Genomic DNA, 15,853 nt, shown 5'->3' with positions numbered 1-15,853 from the left:
ACCTGCCACGTGGGGTCAGGCGGCGACCGTGACCGCGTGCACCTCGGCGTCATCGGCGACGAAGCGGACGAACCCCTCGGCCTCCGCGGTGACCTCGGCGCGCTGCCGGGCCGTCAGCGGCACGAACGGCGTGACCTCGAGCGTCGTGGGCTCGCCGCGGGCGCGCCGGACGGCCCACGTCCCCCGGACGTACCCGTCCACGAGCACGCGGCCCGGCACGACGCCGTTCGGGGAGCGGACGCGGTCGCGGTGCTCGGGCTCGACGATGCGCGACCGCTCGGCGTGGGCGAGCCAGACGTCGTCGTAGTCGGCGAGGAACCGGACGGGCGCGGGCGTGCCCGCGGGCGGGCGCGGCGCCCCCGGGAGATCGAGCAGCTCGCGGCCCGGGCGGCCCGCCGGCGTCGGCTCGGCCCGCACGACGTCGAGCCGGTCGCGGAGGCTCGCGACCACGGGTCGCAGCCCGGTGAGGCCCGACCAGTACTGCACGTCCGCGATGCTCGCGGGACCGTAGGCGGCGAGATAGCGCAGGACGAGCCGTTCGAGCGCGGCGTCGCGCACGGGGTCGTCGCCCGGCGCCAAGTCGTCCGCGGGTCCGCCGTACGACGCCGGCTCGGCGCCCAGCCACGCACGCGTCGTCGTCCAGGTGGTGCCGCCCGAGCGGCCCCACACCCCGCGCGGTGTCACCTGGACCAGGGCGTTGGTGCCCCGCGCGGCGTAGGACAGCGCGCCCGGGTCGGTGTCCCAGCGCTCGGCCAACCGTGCGCCCAGCTGCTGCGGGGTCAGAGGCTCGGTCTCGACGAGGTCGCGCGCGACGGCGGCGAGCTCGCCCAGGTCGACGTCGCGCAGGGCCGGGCCGTAGGCGGCGTTGGAGCGCAGGCCCCGGACGAAGAGCGGCCGCAGCAGCTCGGGCAGCTCGAGCGCGTCCCTCGCCGTGAGCAGGTGGATGGTCCCGCGCATGGCGGCGACGCGCACGACGCGCCGGTCGAGCAGCGCGTCGCCGAGGTCGGCGTGCGTGAAGCCCGCGAGCCGGCTCCAGAGGGTCGGGTAGGCGGTCGACGGGTTCTGCGCCTGGAGCCCGACGAGGTGCTCCACGAGGTCCTCCACCGCGCCCGGCGCCACCGCGCCGTCCGGGCTCCCCGCCACGCGCTCGAGCAGGTGCTGGCGTGCGAGCAGCGCCCGGTTGAGGTGCGGCGTGTCGACCACGGTCGCGATCATGGGGGCACCCTAGACCCGCGCTCGGGCACCCCGGCCGGTCAGCGGGTCAGGCCGAGGGTCGCGATGAGGTCCTCGTGGAGCTCGAACCAGACGCGGTGGCACGAGTCGCGGTCGGTCCCGTTGATCCAGGCGGGCTCGGCGTGCGCACGCTCCACCGCTCGGGCGAACCGTGCGTGGTACCCGGCGAAACGGGCGAGGCGGGCGGTGAGCCGCTCCTCGAGCCGGGCGAGGTCGACGGCCGCGGCCTCGAGCCGGGCGACCGTCGCGGGCAGCGACGTGCCGCCCCCGCCGATCCCGAGCTCCGTGAGCTGCCAGGACGTGCAAGCCTCGGCGACGACCTCGTTGAGCGGGAGGAAGTCGCGGTGGACGTCCTCGACGGCGCCCCGGGCGCCCACGGCGTCGAGCTCGGCGGCGAGGAGTGCCTCGCCCCGCACCCGACCGGCCTCGGTGAGCGACCAGCCGGAGTCGCCCGCCCACGAGGAGGCGCTCACCCAGCCCCGGGCCTGGGCGTCGAGGAGGTGCTCGCGCACGTCGTCGTCGCGGAGGCCGGCGCGCCCGGCGACGCGCGCGGTGCTCGCGTAGCCCAGCGTGCGGACGGCGTGCAGCACCCTGACGTCGTCGGCCGACACGTGGCTCACGAGGCGACCTCGCGTCCCTCGGCCGCGGCCACGGTGCCGCGCGTCCCGTCGACGACGACCTCCTGGCCGTCGCGCAGCAGGGTCGTCGCGCCGCGGACCCCGAGCACGGCGGGGATGCCCAGCTCGCGGGCGACGATCGCGGCGTGCGCGAGCAGGCCCCCGGTCTCCGTGACGACGGCGGACGCGACCGCGAGGAGCGGCGTCCAGGCCGGCGAGGTCGTGCGGCAGACGAGGACGTCCCCCGCACCGAAGCGGTCGAGCTCGTCGAGTCCGCCGACCACGCGCGCGGGGCCGGTGGCGCGGCCCGGGCTGGCCGGGGTGCCGACCGCGATCGGCGCGCCGGTGAGGGAGCGGGGCCCGTCGGTCGTCGCCGAACGAGGGCCGCCGCCCGTCGTCACGGGCCGGCTCTGGAGCACCCGCGCCCGGCCGGCCGCCAGCACCCACTCGACGTCCTGCGGGCCGCCTCGCAGCGCCGCGACCCGGTGGCCCATGGCGGCGAGAGCGAGCACCTGCGCCGTCGTGAGCACCGGTCGCGCGTCGCCCGGAGCGCCCGGCACGACGTCGCCCGGACCGCCCGGCACGACGTCGCCCGCACAGCCCGGGCGGCCCGGTCGCACCGTCCACCGGGCGGGGGTCACCGTGCCTCCCACGACGCCGGACCCCGGCCCGGGAGCGGCCTCCACCACGACCTCGTCGGCACCCGTGACGGGGTGCCGGGTGAACAGCACGCCGGACACCTCGGCTGCCACCTGGACCTGGACGAGGACCGGGACGACCGACCCGACGCGGTGGCCGGTCCGGGACGAGTACGCGGCGACCCGCGCTGTGCTGCCCGACGCACCCACCCGGCGCACCTCCCGGATCACGTCGCCGGCAGTCCGTACGCCGAGGGTCGTCGCCAGCTGACCGGCGAACGACGCCGCGGCGCCGTCCTCGCCGCGCGCGGACGAGCGCACGGCGAACGGCCCGTCGCCCAGCGCGCGCAGCGCGTCCTCGAGCGCGCCGGGCCACGCCTCGTCGCCGAGAGGGTCGAGGACGACGACGCCGTCGGGGACGTCGACGCCCGCGCGCCGCAGGGCGCCGAGGGCGGCGGCCTTGCCTCCGCACCGGTCGTCGGCGTCGGTGAGCGGGACGATCACGGCCGGTGCGCGCCGATCGGGCTGCCGGCGCCGTCCCCGCGGCTGAGCAGGCGGTCGAGCCGCTGCTGGGCCGCCTGCGCGGACCCGAGTCCGAGCGACCGCGCGACCTGCGCCCATGTCGTCCCGCCCGCGCGGGCGGCGAAGAGGAGCGCGGCCTCCACCTGGTCGAGCTCGGCGCGCGCCGACGCGAGCAGCCGCAGGCCGGCGTCGACCACGGCGGCGTGGTCGCCGCTCGCGTCGCGCGCGACCCAGGCCGCGAACCGCACTAGCTCCGCATCGGCGTGGGGTTGGCCCGGGTGCTGCCAGGGCCGCGGCGCAAGGGCGTCCGCGCCGGCGGAGCCCACGGTGGCCCGCGCGTGGTCGAGGGCGGCCGCGTCGTCGTGGTCGGTCGCAGGCATACCCCGACCCCACCGCATCAACGTCGCGTTGTCAACACAACGTTGATGCGGAACGCCCTGCGTCGCCGGTCGGACAGCGCCGGGACAGGGCGGCTCAGAGCCGGCCGGCCGCCTTGAGCGCGAGGTAGGTGTCGGCGAGGCGCGGCGCGAGGTCGTCGGGCAGCGCGTCGACCACCTCGACGCCGCGCTGACGCAGGCGCACGGTGACCGCGGCGCGCTCGAGCTCGGTGCGCTCGGCCGCCGCGGCGTCGAACACCTCGTCGGAGCTGCCGCGGCGCGTGCGCAGCTCGGCCACCTGCGGGTCGGCGACCGACGCCAGCACGACCGTGTGGTCCTTCGCGAGCGGGGCGACGACCGGCAGCAGGCCGTGCTCGACGGGTGCGGGCTCGAGGGCCGAGAGGAGTACGACGAGCGCGCGCTGGGACAGGCGCTGCTGGACCGCCGCGACGACGCCGGGCCAGTCCGTCTCGACGAGGCTGGGGTCGACGGGCGCGAGGGCGTCGGCCAGCGCGGGGAGCAGGCGCGGGCCGCCGGCCCCGGCGACCTGGGCCCGCACGCGGCGGTCGTACGCGACGAGGTCGACGCGGTCGCCCGCGCGCGCCGCGAGCGCCGAGAGCAGCAGCGCCGCCTCGATCGACGCGTCGATGCGGGGGAGGTCGCCGATGCGGGCGGCCGAGGTGCGCGACGTGTCGAGCACGATCATCACCCGGCGGTCCCGCTCGGGGCGCCAGGTCCGCACCACGACCTCGTTGCGGCGGGCGGTCGCGCGCCAGTCGATCGAGCGCACGTCGTCGCCGATGACGTACTCGCGCAGCGAGTCGAACTCCGTCCCTGCGCCGCGCACCTGCACGGCCGTCCGGCCGTCGAGCTCCCGCAGCCGCGCGAGCCGGCTCGGCAGGTGGCGCCGCGACGCGAACTCGGGCAGCACCCGCAGGCGGCCGGGGACCACGACCGAGACCTGGCGCCCGGCGAGCCCCAGCGGGCCCACGGTCCGGATGGTCACGCGGTCCGCGAGGCGGTCGCCCCGACGCGTGGGGACGAGCACGGTCACGACCCGCGTCGACTCGCCGTCGGGCAGGTCGACGCGGTGCCGGTTCACCTGGGTGCCCGCCGACGGCTGCCACGCGTCCCGGACGAGGGCGCGCAGGCGGCGTCCCGACCGGTTGGTGAGCGTGAGCGTCGAGCGCGTGCGCTCGGTGAGGCGCACCGAGCCCGGGACGCTGCGCGCCACCTGGACGAGGCGCGGCGACGCCGCGAGCGCGACGTCGAGCGCGCACAGCAGCGCCACGAGCAGTCCCCATGCGAGCGCGACCCCGGTGACGGGGACGAGCAGCACGGGGATCGCGCCCAGGGCGGTGAGGAGGACCGCCCGCGAGGTGATCGCCATGCGTCAGACGTCCGCCCGGCTCACCGGGGGACCGGGACGGCGGCGAGCACGGTGTCGAGCACGCTCTCGGCGGTGACGCCCTCGAGCTCCGCCTCGGCGCGCAGCTGCACCCGGTGACGCAGGGTCGGGTGGGCGAGCGCCTTGACGTCGTCGGGCGTGACGTAGCCCCGGCCGGACAGCCAGGCCCACGCGCGGGACGTCGCGAGCAGCGCCGTCGCGCCACGCGGCGAGACGCCGAGCGACAGCGACGGCGACTGGCGCGTCGCGCGGCACACGTCGACCGCGTAGCCCAGCACCTCGGGGCTGAGCTGGACGCGTGCGACCTCGGCGCGGGCGCGGGCGAGCTCCGCCGCGTCCGTCACGGGACGCACGCCGGCACCCGCGAGGTCGCGCGGGTCGAAGCCCGCGGCGTGGCGCCGGAGCACCTCGACCTCCTGGTCGCGCTCGGGCAGGGGGAGGGTGAGCTTGAGCAGGAAGCGGTCGAGCTGGGCCTCGGGCAGCGGGTACGTGCCTTCGTACTCGACGGGGTTCTGGGTCGCGATGACGAGGAACGGGTCGGGCAGCGGCCGCGGCGTGCCGTCGACCGAGACCTGCCGCTCCTCCATCGCCTCGAGGAGCGACGCCTGCGTCTTGGGCGGCGTCCGGTTGATCTCGTCGGCGAGCAGCAGGTTGGTGAAGACGGGTCCCTCGCGGAACGAGAACTCGGCGGTCCGGGCGTCGTAGACGAGCGAGCCCGTGACGTCACCGGGCATGAGGTCGGGCGTGAACTGCACGCGCTTGGTGTCGAGCGCGAGCGCCGTGCTCAACGTGCGCACGAGCAGCGTCTTCGCGACGCCGGGCACGCCCTCGAGCAGCACGTGCCCGCGGCACAGCAGCGCGATGACCAGGCCCGTCACCGCGGCGTCCTGCCCGACGACGGCCTTGCCGACCTCCGCCCGGAGCGTCGCGAGGCTCTCGCGCAGCTGGACGGACGGGACGAACGAGGCGCCCGGCCCGGCGTGCTCCGGGGCGTGCTGCGGGGCGTGCTGAGGTGCGGCGTGCTGCGGGGCGGAATGCTGAGGGCCGGCGTACTGCGGGGCCGGCTGCTGCGCCTGGCCGCCGACGATGTGCTCGGCGCGCGCCGTCGGGCCGGCCCAGCGGGCGTCGTCGGCGGTCGCCGGCGGCGGCCCGGGCGGGGCCGGGGGTCCAGCGGGTGCCTGCTGCTGCCAGGTGGGTTCGGTCACGTGCGATGAACCTCGCTCTCGAGCTCGTCCAGCTGTCGGGCAAGCAGGAGCAGCCCGGCGTCGTCGTGGGGTGGTGGACCGTACAGCAGGCCGGCGACCTGCTCGGTGGTGCGTCCGGTCGCGCGCGCGAGCGCGTCGATGACGTCGGTCGCGCCCGCCGAGCGGGGCAGGCCGAGGCGCGCCGCGCCGCGCCGCGCGACGCCCGCGCGCAGGGCCGCCGCGGCGTGCCCGCGGGAGCGCCCGCGGCGGTACAGGCGCCCGCGTCCCAGCGTCGTCTCGGACGCGCGCACGGTCACGGGCAGGGGCTCGGTGACGACGGGGCCGAGGCGGCGTCCGCGCCAGAGCGCGAGCACGACGACCAGGACGCCGCCGAGCACCGCGAGCGGGCCGGTCCAGTCCGGGAGCAGGCTCGCGGTCGGCGCGTCCGCGTCGCCGCCCGTGTCGTTGAGGCTGGGCACGTACCAGACGAGGTCCTCGTGGTGGCCGAGCACGCGCAGCGCGAGCGCCGCGTTCCCGTCGTCGAGCACCTCGCCGTTGGCGAGGAGCCCCGGGTCGTCGAGCAGGACCACGCGCCGGCCGTCGTCGTCCCACGACGCGTAGGCGCCGGTCGACGGGTCGCCGGGAGCCGGGAAGCACACGGTGACGGCGGGGTCGAGCGCGGTGAAGCCGTAGCCGCTCGTGGTGAGCTCCTCGGCCGCGCCCGCGTCGGGGTCGTCGCAGGCCGCGTCCCGCTCGCCGGCCGACGGCGAGTAGGCGTCCTGGACGGTGTCGTCCGTGAGGGTCCCGACGTGCCAGCCCTCCGGCCCCAGCACGACGAGGTCCGCCTCCGTCGCCGCGAGGGCCTCGACCTGCTCGTCGAGGAGCAGGTAGGTGCTCGTGACGAGGAGGGTCGACCCCTCGCGTGCGGCGGCGACGGCCTGGCCGGAGGTCCGCACGTACTCGATCCGGACGCCCTGCTCCTCGAGCACCTGCGCGACGGCGCGCGCCCCGACCTCGTTCGGGTTGTCCGGCGCGAGCGGGGTGATCGACGTCTCGGGCCGCAGCAGCGCGGCGACGAGCCCCGCGACGACGAGCAGGCCGAGCGCGACGAGGGGGCCGCGCGCCGCCCGCCACCGCGACCGGGCTCGCGTGGCCGCCGTCGTGCCGTCGCCCATGACGGCGGGACCGGTGGTCCGCACCGCGGCGCTCGTCGCGGCGAACGCCGCGCTCGCGGAGGGTCCGGCGCCCGCGGGCGGCGCAGGCGTCGCGGGGGGTGCGGGGGAGAGTGGCGCCGCGGCGGTCGGTGGCACGGCCGCGCTCATCGCGGGACCACGAGCTCGAGCGGCTGGCCGTCGCGCACGACGACCGGGCGCGTGTCGGCGACGCGGCGGTCGAGGGCGCGCAGCCACGCGTCGTCTTCGGCGGTGGCCTCCGCGTCGCCGTAGCAGACGTCGTCGAAGAGCCGCGCCGCGCGGCCGAGGTCCTCGGCGCACGGCGGCAGCCGGACGCCGGCCTCGCGCGCACCCTCGTCGGCGGTGCGGCCCGGGCGGGGCTCGAGCACGACGCGGTCCTCGAGCGAGCGCAGGAGCGCCCGGAACCGGTCGAGGACGGCGTCGGACCAGCGTCCCTGCGCGGCCGCCGTGTCGGCCGCGGCGCGCAGCTCGGCGGCGGACCGGGTGTCGTCGCCGAAGACGTCGACCGACGCCCGGCGGTCGCGGCGGGCGCGCCGGACGGGCCCCGCGACGACGAGGGCGATCGCCACCGCGACGACGAGGATGCCGACGACGACGAGCGCCGCGAGCCGCGTGTCCATGCCGCCGACGGCCTCCTGCGCCTGCGCGAGCTGCTCGAGGATCCAGTTCCACGCGCGCTGCAGCAGGTTGGGCCGCTCGTGGTAGACCGGGTCGGCCAGCTCGGCGCGCAGCCACTCGCGCGCCGTCTCGGCGTCCGGGTCCACCGGCACGTCCGCCGCGACGGGTCCCGTGCGCGCGCTCGGGACGCGGGCGCTCGGCAGCGGGGCGCCGGTCGGCCAGGGCAGCACGTCAGCGGGCCCCGGAGGTCTCGGCGGCGACCTCGGCGGCGCGCTGGAGCTCGACGTCGAGCCCCTCGCGACGGATGCGGACGTCGACGTAGAGCAGCGCGTTGACGGCCGCCGTGAAGACGATCGCCGGGATGAGCACGAACCCGTACATGATGTTGGTCGCGGCGATGAAGACGGCCTGCGGCGCGAACGCGAGGGTCAGGCCGATGACGATGCCCAGCGGCGCCGACACGAGCTGGGTGATGAGGTTGACGATGAGCTGGGTGAGCACGTAGATGCCGAGCAGGCGCCAGAAGCTGCCGCGGCTCAGCCGCCAGCCGCGCGCGACCGAGGCCCAGACCGGCAGGCCCTCGAGCACGAGCACCGGCGGCACGAGCAGGAGCCGGATCGCGAGCCAGACGCTCGCGACGAACGCAGCGAGACCGCCCACGAGGCCGAGAGCGACGGCCGCGCCCGACTGGCCCGCCGCCGCGAGGGCGACCACGCCGCCGACCAGCAGGCCGAGGACCAGGGTGGCGACGAGCCCGTAGAGGACGCTCAGGCCGACGAGCGCGAGCACGCGCTTCCAGTGCTTCGACCACACGTCCGCGAGCACGGCCTTCTGCCCGATGACCGACTGGCTCACCGACACGGTGAGGATGCCCGTGAGCGCGATCTGGGCGAGCAGCATCCAGGGCAGGACGCCGACCATCGACAGGGAGGCCGCGGTCGACTCGACGAGGGCGCCGTCGCCGTACGGGTCGAGCTCCGCGCCCGTGCCCGTCGTGACGAACCCGGCGAGCGCGGGGATGAGGAGGAACTGCGTGAGGGCGCCGAGGAGCGCGACCACGGCCGCGACGATCGCCGTGAACCCGAACATCACGCGCGGGTTGGCCCGGACGGAGCGGAACGCGCCGTCGAGGATCTCGCCGAGCCCCAGGGGACGCAGCGGGACGATGCCCGGCTGGACCGGCGCGGGCGCGTAGCCCGCGGGCCCCCACGCCGCGCCGCCGTACTGCTGCTGCCCGTACTGGCCCTGCCCGTACTGGCCCTGCCCGAACGAGGGCTGCCCGTACTGCTGCTGGCCGAACTGGCCCTGCGCGTACTGAGGCTGCCCGTACTGCTGCTGTCCGTACTGGGGCTGTCCGTACTGGGGCTGCCCGTACTGGGGCTGCCCGTACTGGGGCTGCCCGGACGTCGGCTGGCCGTGCTGCTGGCCGGACGCGGGCTGACCGTCCTGCGGCCGCGCGCCGTAGCCGGGCGGCTGCGCCGGCGCGGCTCCCCAGCCCTGGCCGACGTCGTTCGGTTCGCTCACGTCACTTCCCTCGTGTCCCGGGCGGCCGGGCCCGGCCCCCGGCGCGCGCACGGTGGCGCGCCCATCGTGCCACGGACGCCCCTGCGTCCGGGGCCGCTGCGTACGCCGGACGAGGGGTGGTGCACGCCGGGTCGTCGGGGATGACACCATGTGCCCCATGAAGGGTCGGATCCTGGTGGTCGACGACGACGTCGCGCTCGCGGAGATGATCGGCATCGTGCTGCGGTCGGAGGGCTTCGAGCCCCTGTTCTGCTCGCACGGTGACGAGGCCATGGGCGCGTTCCGGTCCGGGCAGCCCGATCTCGTGCTCCTGGACCTCATGCTCCCGGGCAAGGACGGCACCGAGATCTGCCGCCTCATCCGGGCCGAGTCGGGCGTCCCCGTCGTCATGCTCACGGCCAAGAGCGACACCGTCGACGTCGTCCTCGGGCTCGAGTCGGGGGCCGACGACTACATCTCCAAGCCGTTCAAGCCCAAGGAGCTCGTCGCGCGCGTCCGGGCGCGACTGCGCCGGACGGATGAACCCACGCCCGAGCACCTGACGATCGGCGACCTCGAGGTCGACGTCACGGGCCACCGCGTCACGCGGGCCGGGGCCCTCATCCCGCTCACGCCGCTGGAGTTCGACCTGCTCGTCGCGCTCGCGCGCAAGCCGTGGCAGGTCTTCACTCGCGAGGTCCTGCTCGAGCGCGTGTGGGGCTACCGGCACGCCGCCGACACGCGGCTGGTGAACGTCCACGTCCAGCGCCTGCGCTCCAAGATCGAGCACGACCCGGAGCACCCCGAGATCGTCGTGACCGTGCGCGGCGTCGGCTACAAGGCGGGCTCCGGCCCGGCGTGAGGCCATGACGGCCCGGACGGCGTCCGAGGGCGCGACCGCACCGGGTGCGCCGTCGCGGCCCGCCCGCGCGTGGGGCGATCTGCGTCGTCGCGTCCGCCGGGCGCGCCTCGGGGCCGGTCGGCTCGCGCGACGCGCGTGGCACCGCTGGCGGGCCTCCCTCCAGCTGCGCGTCATCACGTCGACCCTCGTCGTCGGCATCGCCGCCGTCGGCGTCCTGGGCGGCTACCTCTCGGACCAGATCCGCGACGGGCTCTTCGAGGAGCGGCTCACCCAGGTGCTCCAGGAGAGCGCGCGCTCCACCCAGCGGGCGCAGGAGAGCTTCGACAGCTCGGTCGCGTCGACGGGCACGGAGATCGACGGGCTGTTCCGGCAGACGGTCGGCGCCCTCCAGCTGGGCGGGTCGAGCGACCAGGTCGTGCTCCGGCGCTCGCCGGGCACGCCGCCGCCCGTCTTCGTCAACGACTACTCGTCGTCGCCCGACGCGGGTCTCAGCCGCCTCGTGACGAGCGAGCTGCGCGCCGTCGTGCAGGGCTCGACCGAGCAGCACTGGGTGTCCGTCGCGATCCCCCAGGAGGACGGCGGCGTCGTGCCGGGGCTCGTCGTCGCGTCCGCCGTGACCGCACCCGCCGTCGGGCAGTACGAGCTCTACTTCCTCTACAGCCTCGCGCCCGAGCAGCAGACGCTCGGCCTCGTCCAGCGCGTGCTGGGGCTCGGCGCGCTCGGCCTGCTCCTGCTGCTCGGCTGCACGACGTGGCTCGTCACGCGCCAGACGGTGCACCCCGTGCGCAGCGCGGCGCGCGTGGCGGAGCGCCTCGCCGACGGCCACCTCGCCGAGCGCATGGAGGTCCGGGGCGTCGACGAGATGGCGACGCTCGCGCGCTCGTTCAACGAGATGGCCGAGAGCCTCCAGGACCAGATCCGGCGGATGGAGGAGCTCTCGCGCCTCCAGCGCCGCTTCGTCTCCGACGTCTCGCACGAGCTCCGCACGCCGCTGACGACGGTCCGGATGGCGGCGGAGGTGATCCACGCGGCGCGCGACGAGCTCGACCCGGCCGCGTCGCGGTCGGCCGAGCTGCTCACCGCGCAGCTCGACCGGTTCGAGGACCTCCTGGCGGACCTGCTCGAGATCAGCCGGTTCGACGCCGGCGCGGCGATGCTCGACGCCGAGAGCCGCGACGTCCGCGACGTCGTGATGACGGCGGTCGAGCAGGCCGTGCCGCTCGCCGAGCGCCGCGGCGTGTGGCTCTCGGTCGAGCTGCCGCCGCGCGCCGTCATCGCCGACATCGACCCGAGGCGCGTCGAGCGCGTGCTGCGGAACCTGCTCGTCAACGCCGTCGAGCACGCGGACGGCAAGCAGGTCGAGGTGTGGCTCGGCGCCGACCAGCGCGCCGTCGCCGTCGCCGTGCGCGACCACGGGGTCGGGATGGCGCCCGAAGAGGTCGAGCACGTCTTCGACCGCTTCTGGCGCGCCGACCCGGCCCGCGCGCGGACGACCGGGGGGACGGGCCTCGGCCTCGCGATCTCGATCGAGGACGCCCACCTGCACGGCGGCTGGCTCGAGGCGTGGGGCCGTCCGGGCGAGGGCGCGTGCTTCCGCCTCACGCTCCCGCGCCGCGCCGGCATCGTGCTCGAGCAGTCCCCGGTGCCGCTCGTGCCGCCGGACGTCCAGGCGCCCGTCGCCGTCTCCTACGCGTCGCACGAGGGGCGGCCCGACCTCGACCCCACGTCCGTGCCCGACCTCGACCGGCTGGAGGCCTGATGCCCGACCGTCGCACCCCGGGCCGCCTCGTCCGGAGCCGCCCCGCGCTGGCCCCGGCGGTCGTGGCGCTCGCGGCGCTGCTCCTCGCGGGCTGCGTCGGCATCCCGACCTCGGGCCCGATCCGGACGGGCGACGTCGTGAGCACCGACCAGCCGGGCGTGCCGCTCCAGCTGCCGAGCGACCCCGTCGTCGACGCGGAGCCCGCCGAGCTCGTGCGCGGCTTCCTCCTCGCGGGCGCCGCGGGGCTCGCCGACGAGTTCGTGGTCGCGCGCAAGTTCCTCACCGCGCGCGCGTCGGACGAGTGGGACCCGCGCGCCCGTGTGACCGTCTACCCGCAGCGCGGCAGCGGCCCCCAGCTCGCGCCGCAGGAGGACGGGTCCGTCGTCGTCACCGTGCCGGTCGAGGCGACCGTCGACGAGGCGGGCCGGTACACCGAGGCGGCGCCGGGCTCGCTCGACACCGAGCTCGTCTTCACGCTCGCGCGCGACACCGCGGGGCAGTGGCGCATCTCCGGGCTGCCCGACGGCGTGCTCATGGACGCGGGCAACTTCGAGGTCTCCTACCGGCCCGTGCCGCTGTACTTCGCGTCGCAGGACGGCAGCCACCTCGTGCCCGACCTGCGCTGGTTCGCGACGTCCAAGACGCCGTCGCTCGCGATGAGCGCGCTGCTATGGGGTCCGTCGCCGTGGCTGCGCGACGCCGTCGCCTCGGGTGCGCCCGAGGGTGCGCGGCTGAGCACCGAGACCGTGACGATCTCGGAGGACGGCGTCGCGCGGATCGACCTCGCCGAGATCCCGACGCTGCCCGCGCAGAGCGACCGCAACCTGCTGCAGGCCCAGGTCACCGAGACGCTCGGCCGGTTCCCCGTGCGCGGGGTCGAGATCACCGTCGGCGGCCTGCCGTGGCGCGAGACGAGCGTGCCCGTGCTGCAGCGTGACGTCGCGCCCTCCTCGGGCCCGTACATGCTCGTGGGCGACGTCCTGTCGGTGCTGCGCGACGGCGCCGTCGAGCCGGTCGAGGGCGTGGCGCCGCTGGCCGGCCTCGAGCCCGGGCACCCCGCGATCAGCCTCGACGAGACGATCCGCGTCGTGCTGTCGGGTCAGCGCCGGCTGCTGCTGCTGCCGCTCGACGGCGGCGCACCGGTCGCCCTGCTCGAGGGTGCCGCGCTGGTCCCGCCGTCGGTCGACCGGCACGGGTGGGTGTGGACGGGCGAGCAGGCGTCGACGGGCGAGCTGCTCGCGGTCGACGAGTCGGGCGCGGTCGCGACCCTCGACGCGCCGTGGCTCGAGGGGCGCACGGTGCGGTCGCTGCGGGTCTCGCGCGACGGCGCGCGGGTCGCGCTCGTCTCCGCGGGCGCGGCGTCGGTCGACGTCCAGGTCTCGGTGGCGTCCGTGGTCCGCGACGAGGACGGCCGGCCCACGCTCGTGGGCGCCGAGCCGCTCCAGGTGGGCGCGGCCGTGCTCGACGCCGTCGAGGTCGCGTGGGTCGACGAGGTGACGCTCGCGGTGCTCGGCACCAGCCAGGAGCTCGCGGTGCCGACGACGCACCTCGTGCCGGTGGGCGGGCCGACCGAGGCGCTCACCCTGCTCGAGGGACGCGGCATCGCCGCCGGGCGCGGGCGCCAGGCGATCTTCGTCGTCGACGACGCGGGGACGCTGCTCACGCGGCAGGGCAACCAGTGGAAGAACGTCGCCGAGGGCGTCCGCGACCCGGTCTTCCCCGGCTGAGCGACCGCCACCCACCACCCGCCGCCCGCCGCCGTCCGTCCGCCGCCGCCCGCCGTCCGCCGCCGTGCCGGACCGGCCGCCCGCCGGGACGTGCGGCGCACGTGACGCGCGGGGCGCGAGAGGGACCGGGTGCCGGCCGTGAGGCCACTCCTGCATCTCCAGCCCCGTGCGCCGCACGTCCCGGCGGTGCACGGGCCACCGCAGGCGCGCCCCGTGGCGCCCGCGGCGGGGGGTGGGTGGCTGAGTGGGTGGACGACCGGCGCCTGGGGACGACAGGCCCCTGCGGACGACCGGCGCTGGGGACGACCGGCGCTGGGGACGACCGGCGCTGGACGACCGGCGCCTGGGGACGAGCGGCGCCTGGGGACGACGGCGCGGCGCGACGGCGACGCGCCAGGCTGGGCGCGTGACCCCGCGCCGCACGTCCGAGCACGAGAGCACCGGCACCGCGGCCGGCCGCGCCGCCGTCGTGGGTGCGGCGCTGCGCGACGCCGCCCGCTGGGTGCTGCCGGTCGAGTGCCCCGGGTGCGGCGCCTGGGACGTCCGCCTCTGCGGGCCGTGCTCCGACGCGCTGCGCGGCGCGCCTCGGCGCGTCGAGCTCGCGGTGCCGCGCCTCGACCGCCTGGACGGCGTGCCGCCGCTGCCGGTCTGGGCGGCCGCTGCCTACGCGGGCCCCGTGCGCGGGGTGGTGCTGGCCTGGAAGGACCACGGGCGTGCGGACCTCACGCCGGTGCTCGCGCGGGTCATGCGGGCGGCGGCACGCGCCCTCGCCCCGGACGTCGTCGACGCGGTCGTGGGCGAGCCCCTGCTCGTCGTGCCGGTGCCCACGACGGCGCACGCCCGACGGCGACGCGGCGCCGACCTCGTCGGCGGGCTCGCGGGCGAGGTCGCCGCCGGCCTGCGCGCGGGCGGCGTCCCCGCGTCCGCGGGTCGCGTGCTCGCCCTGCCCCGGCGACGACGTCGGCGGGACCAGGCCGGCCTGGGCGCGCGCGCGAGGGCGACGAACGCCGCGGGGTCGGTGCGCGTGCGCCGGCCGGTCCCCGGTGCCTGGGTGCTGCTCGTCGACGACGTCGTGACGACCGGCGCGACGCTCGCGGCCTGCGCGGACGCGCTCACCGCAGCCGGAGCCCGCGTCCTCGGGGCGCTGACCGTCGCCGCGACGCCCGAACCCGCCCAGGTCGGGACGGATCGGACGGGCACCTGACCGGCACCGACGTCCGACCGGCGGGACGCCGTCGCGTCCTGTTCACCGATTCCCTCGGGGGAGGCTAACGTCGGTGCATGGAGCCGTCGTCGGCCGTCGCACCCCACCGCCCCCCGGGGCGGGCGCGAGGCGAGGGCGGGCCGGCGGGCACGGCTCCACCCCCTCCCTCCTCCCGCGCGGCAGCGTCCGCGGGGACCCGCACGCCCCTGCGCCGGCTCGCCCCTCCGGGCGCGTCCGGGCGCAGGACGGCCCCTCGCCGCGAGCGGAGGTGGTGCGCGCCGTCCGCCCGATGAGGGCGTCCCGAGCAGTTCGCCGGGCGGCCGCGTGCCGCCCCGTCAAGGAGGTCAGCCATGGAGATCGTCGTCGTCGGCCGCCACACCGAGGTGCCCGAGCGTTTCCGCCGCCACGTCGAGGACAAGCTCGCGAAGGTGACCCAGCTCGCCCCGCGCGCGATGCGGGTCGACGTGGAGGTCACCCACGAGAAGAACCCTCGTCAGTCCGAGATCTCGGAGCGGGTGGAGCTCACGGTGCGTGGCAAGGGGCCGGTGGTGCGTGCCGAGGCCAGCGCGGACGACCCGTACGCGGCCCTCGACGCGGCGACGACCAAGCTGATCGAGCGGCTCAGGCGCGCACGCGACCGCAAGAAGGACCATCACAAGGACACCCCCCTCGCGCCCGTGGACGTCCGGCCGCACCAGCCCGTGGAGGAGGCTGCCGACGAGCCGGTCCGCACGGCGGCGCCCGGTGAGTCGGTCGAGTCCACGTGGGGGGACTCGCCCGTGGTGATCCGCGAGAAGACCCACCAGGCCCAGCCGATGACGCTCGACGACGCCCTGTACGAGATGGAGATGGTCGGGCACGACTTCTACCTCTTCATCGACGCCGAGACGGCCCTGCCGTCGGTCGCGTACCGGCGCCGCGGCTGGAGCTACGGCGTCATCCGTCTCGACGCCCCGGTGAGCGTCGCGGCGCAGGCGGTCTGACGGGCCGCGCCCGCGTGTCGGTGGG

General features: G+C 76.9%; 14 protein-coding genes. 5 read left to right on the top strand and 9 right to left on the bottom strand.

Going from position 1 to position 15,853, the window contains the following annotated elements:
• Nucleotides 1-15: 15 nt before the first annotated feature.
• The 9 genes from JIG38_RS09440 to JIG38_RS21005 all read right to left on the bottom strand — a co-directional run bounded on the left by JIG38_RS09440 (nt 16) and on the right by JIG38_RS21005 (nt 9,314).
• A complete protein-coding gene (locus JIG38_RS09440) occupies nt 16-1,215 on the bottom strand; it encodes a winged helix DNA-binding domain-containing protein (RefSeq protein ID WP_199423550.1) in 1,200 nt (399 codons plus the stop codon).
• Nucleotides 1,216-1,253: 38 nt separating this feature from the next.
• Entirely contained in the window at nt 1,254-1,853 is a 600-nt protein-coding gene (locus tag JIG38_RS09435; protein ID WP_199423549.1) for a transcriptional regulator, read from the bottom strand.
• Nucleotides 1,850-2,992 carry a PEP/pyruvate-binding domain-containing protein gene (locus tag JIG38_RS09430; protein ID WP_199423548.1) on the bottom strand — a complete coding sequence of 381 codons (1,143 nt, stop codon included), beginning with the start codon at nt 2,990-2,992 and terminating at the stop codon, nt 1,850-1,852. Before JIG38_RS09430 ends, JIG38_RS09435 begins: the two co-directional genes overlap by 4 nt.
• Nucleotides 2,989-3,390, bottom strand: a complete 402-nt coding sequence (locus JIG38_RS09425) for a hypothetical protein (RefSeq protein WP_199423547.1) — start codon at nt 3,388-3,390, stop codon at nt 2,989-2,991. The genes JIG38_RS09430 and JIG38_RS09425 overlap by 4 nt, the downstream gene beginning before the upstream one ends.
• Nucleotides 3,391-3,484: 94 nt before the next feature.
• Nucleotides 3,485-4,777 carry a DUF58 domain-containing protein gene (locus tag JIG38_RS09420; RefSeq protein ID WP_199423546.1) on the bottom strand — a complete coding sequence of 431 codons (1,293 nt, stop codon included), beginning with the start codon at nt 4,775-4,777 and terminating at the stop codon, nt 3,485-3,487.
• A gap of 20 nt (nt 4,778-4,797) precedes the next feature.
• Entirely contained in the window at nt 4,798-5,883 is a 1,086-nt protein-coding gene (locus tag JIG38_RS09415; protein ID WP_199423720.1) for an AAA family ATPase, read from the bottom strand.
• A 113-nt stretch (nt 5,884-5,996) separates the two neighbouring features.
• Entirely contained in the window at nt 5,997-7,178 is a 1,182-nt protein-coding gene (locus tag JIG38_RS09410) for a DUF4350 domain-containing protein (protein WP_307844760.1), read from the bottom strand.
• Nucleotides 7,179-7,297: 119 nt separating this feature from the next.
• Nucleotides 7,298-8,020, bottom strand: a complete 723-nt coding sequence (locus tag JIG38_RS09405) for a DUF4129 domain-containing protein (RefSeq protein ID WP_307844758.1) — start codon at nt 8,018-8,020, stop codon at nt 7,298-7,300.
• Nucleotide 8,021: 1 nt separating this feature from the next.
• The gene (locus tag JIG38_RS21005; protein ID WP_199423545.1) at nt 8,022-9,314 is read right to left on the bottom strand and encodes a glycerophosphoryl diester phosphodiesterase membrane domain-containing protein; all 1,293 of its coding nucleotides are present in this window, start codon (nt 9,312-9,314) and stop codon (nt 8,022-8,024) included.
• A 157-nt stretch (nt 9,315-9,471) separates the two neighbouring features.
• On the opposite strand from JIG38_RS21005, the gene mtrA reads away from it, so the two are divergent.
• The 5 genes from mtrA to hpf all read left to right on the top strand — a co-directional run bounded on the left by mtrA (nt 9,472) and on the right by hpf (nt 15,828).
• The gene (gene mtrA, locus JIG38_RS09395; RefSeq protein ID WP_199423544.1) at nt 9,472-10,155 is read left to right on the top strand and encodes an MtrAB system response regulator MtrA; all 684 of its coding nucleotides are present in this window, start codon (nt 9,472-9,474) and stop codon (nt 10,153-10,155) included.
• Between the two features lie 4 nt (nt 10,156-10,159).
• Nucleotides 10,160-11,914 (top strand): MtrAB system histidine kinase MtrB, encoded by a 1,755-nt coding sequence (gene mtrB / locus JIG38_RS09390; protein WP_199423542.1) that lies wholly within the window; start codon nt 10,160-10,162, stop codon nt 11,912-11,914.
• Nucleotides 11,914-13,641, top strand: coding sequence for an LpqB family beta-propeller domain-containing protein (locus JIG38_RS09385; protein WP_199423540.1), 1,728 nt, complete (start codon nt 11,914-11,916; stop codon nt 13,639-13,641). The genes mtrB and JIG38_RS09385 overlap by 1 nt, the downstream gene beginning before the upstream one ends.
• A gap of 406 nt (nt 13,642-14,047) precedes the next feature.
• The gene (locus JIG38_RS09380; RefSeq protein WP_307844755.1) at nt 14,048-14,845 is read left to right on the top strand and encodes a ComF family protein; all 798 of its coding nucleotides are present in this window, start codon (nt 14,048-14,050) and stop codon (nt 14,843-14,845) included.
• A gap of 350 nt (nt 14,846-15,195) precedes the next feature.
• Complete coding sequence (gene hpf, locus JIG38_RS09375; RefSeq protein WP_199423538.1) at nt 15,196-15,828, top strand: ribosome hibernation-promoting factor, HPF/YfiA family; 633 nt, start codon at nt 15,196-15,198, stop codon at nt 15,826-15,828.
• The last annotated feature ends 25 nt before the right edge of the window (nt 15,829-15,853 follow it).

The sequence above is a fragment of the Actinotalea solisilvae genome (genome assembly GCF_016464425.1).
GTDB classification, from domain to species: Bacteria; Actinomycetota; Actinomycetes; order Actinomycetales; family Cellulomonadaceae; genus Actinotalea; species Actinotalea solisilvae.
Note: the sequence above shows the minus strand (reverse complement) of the source record. Positions and strands in the feature narration are given on the sequence as shown.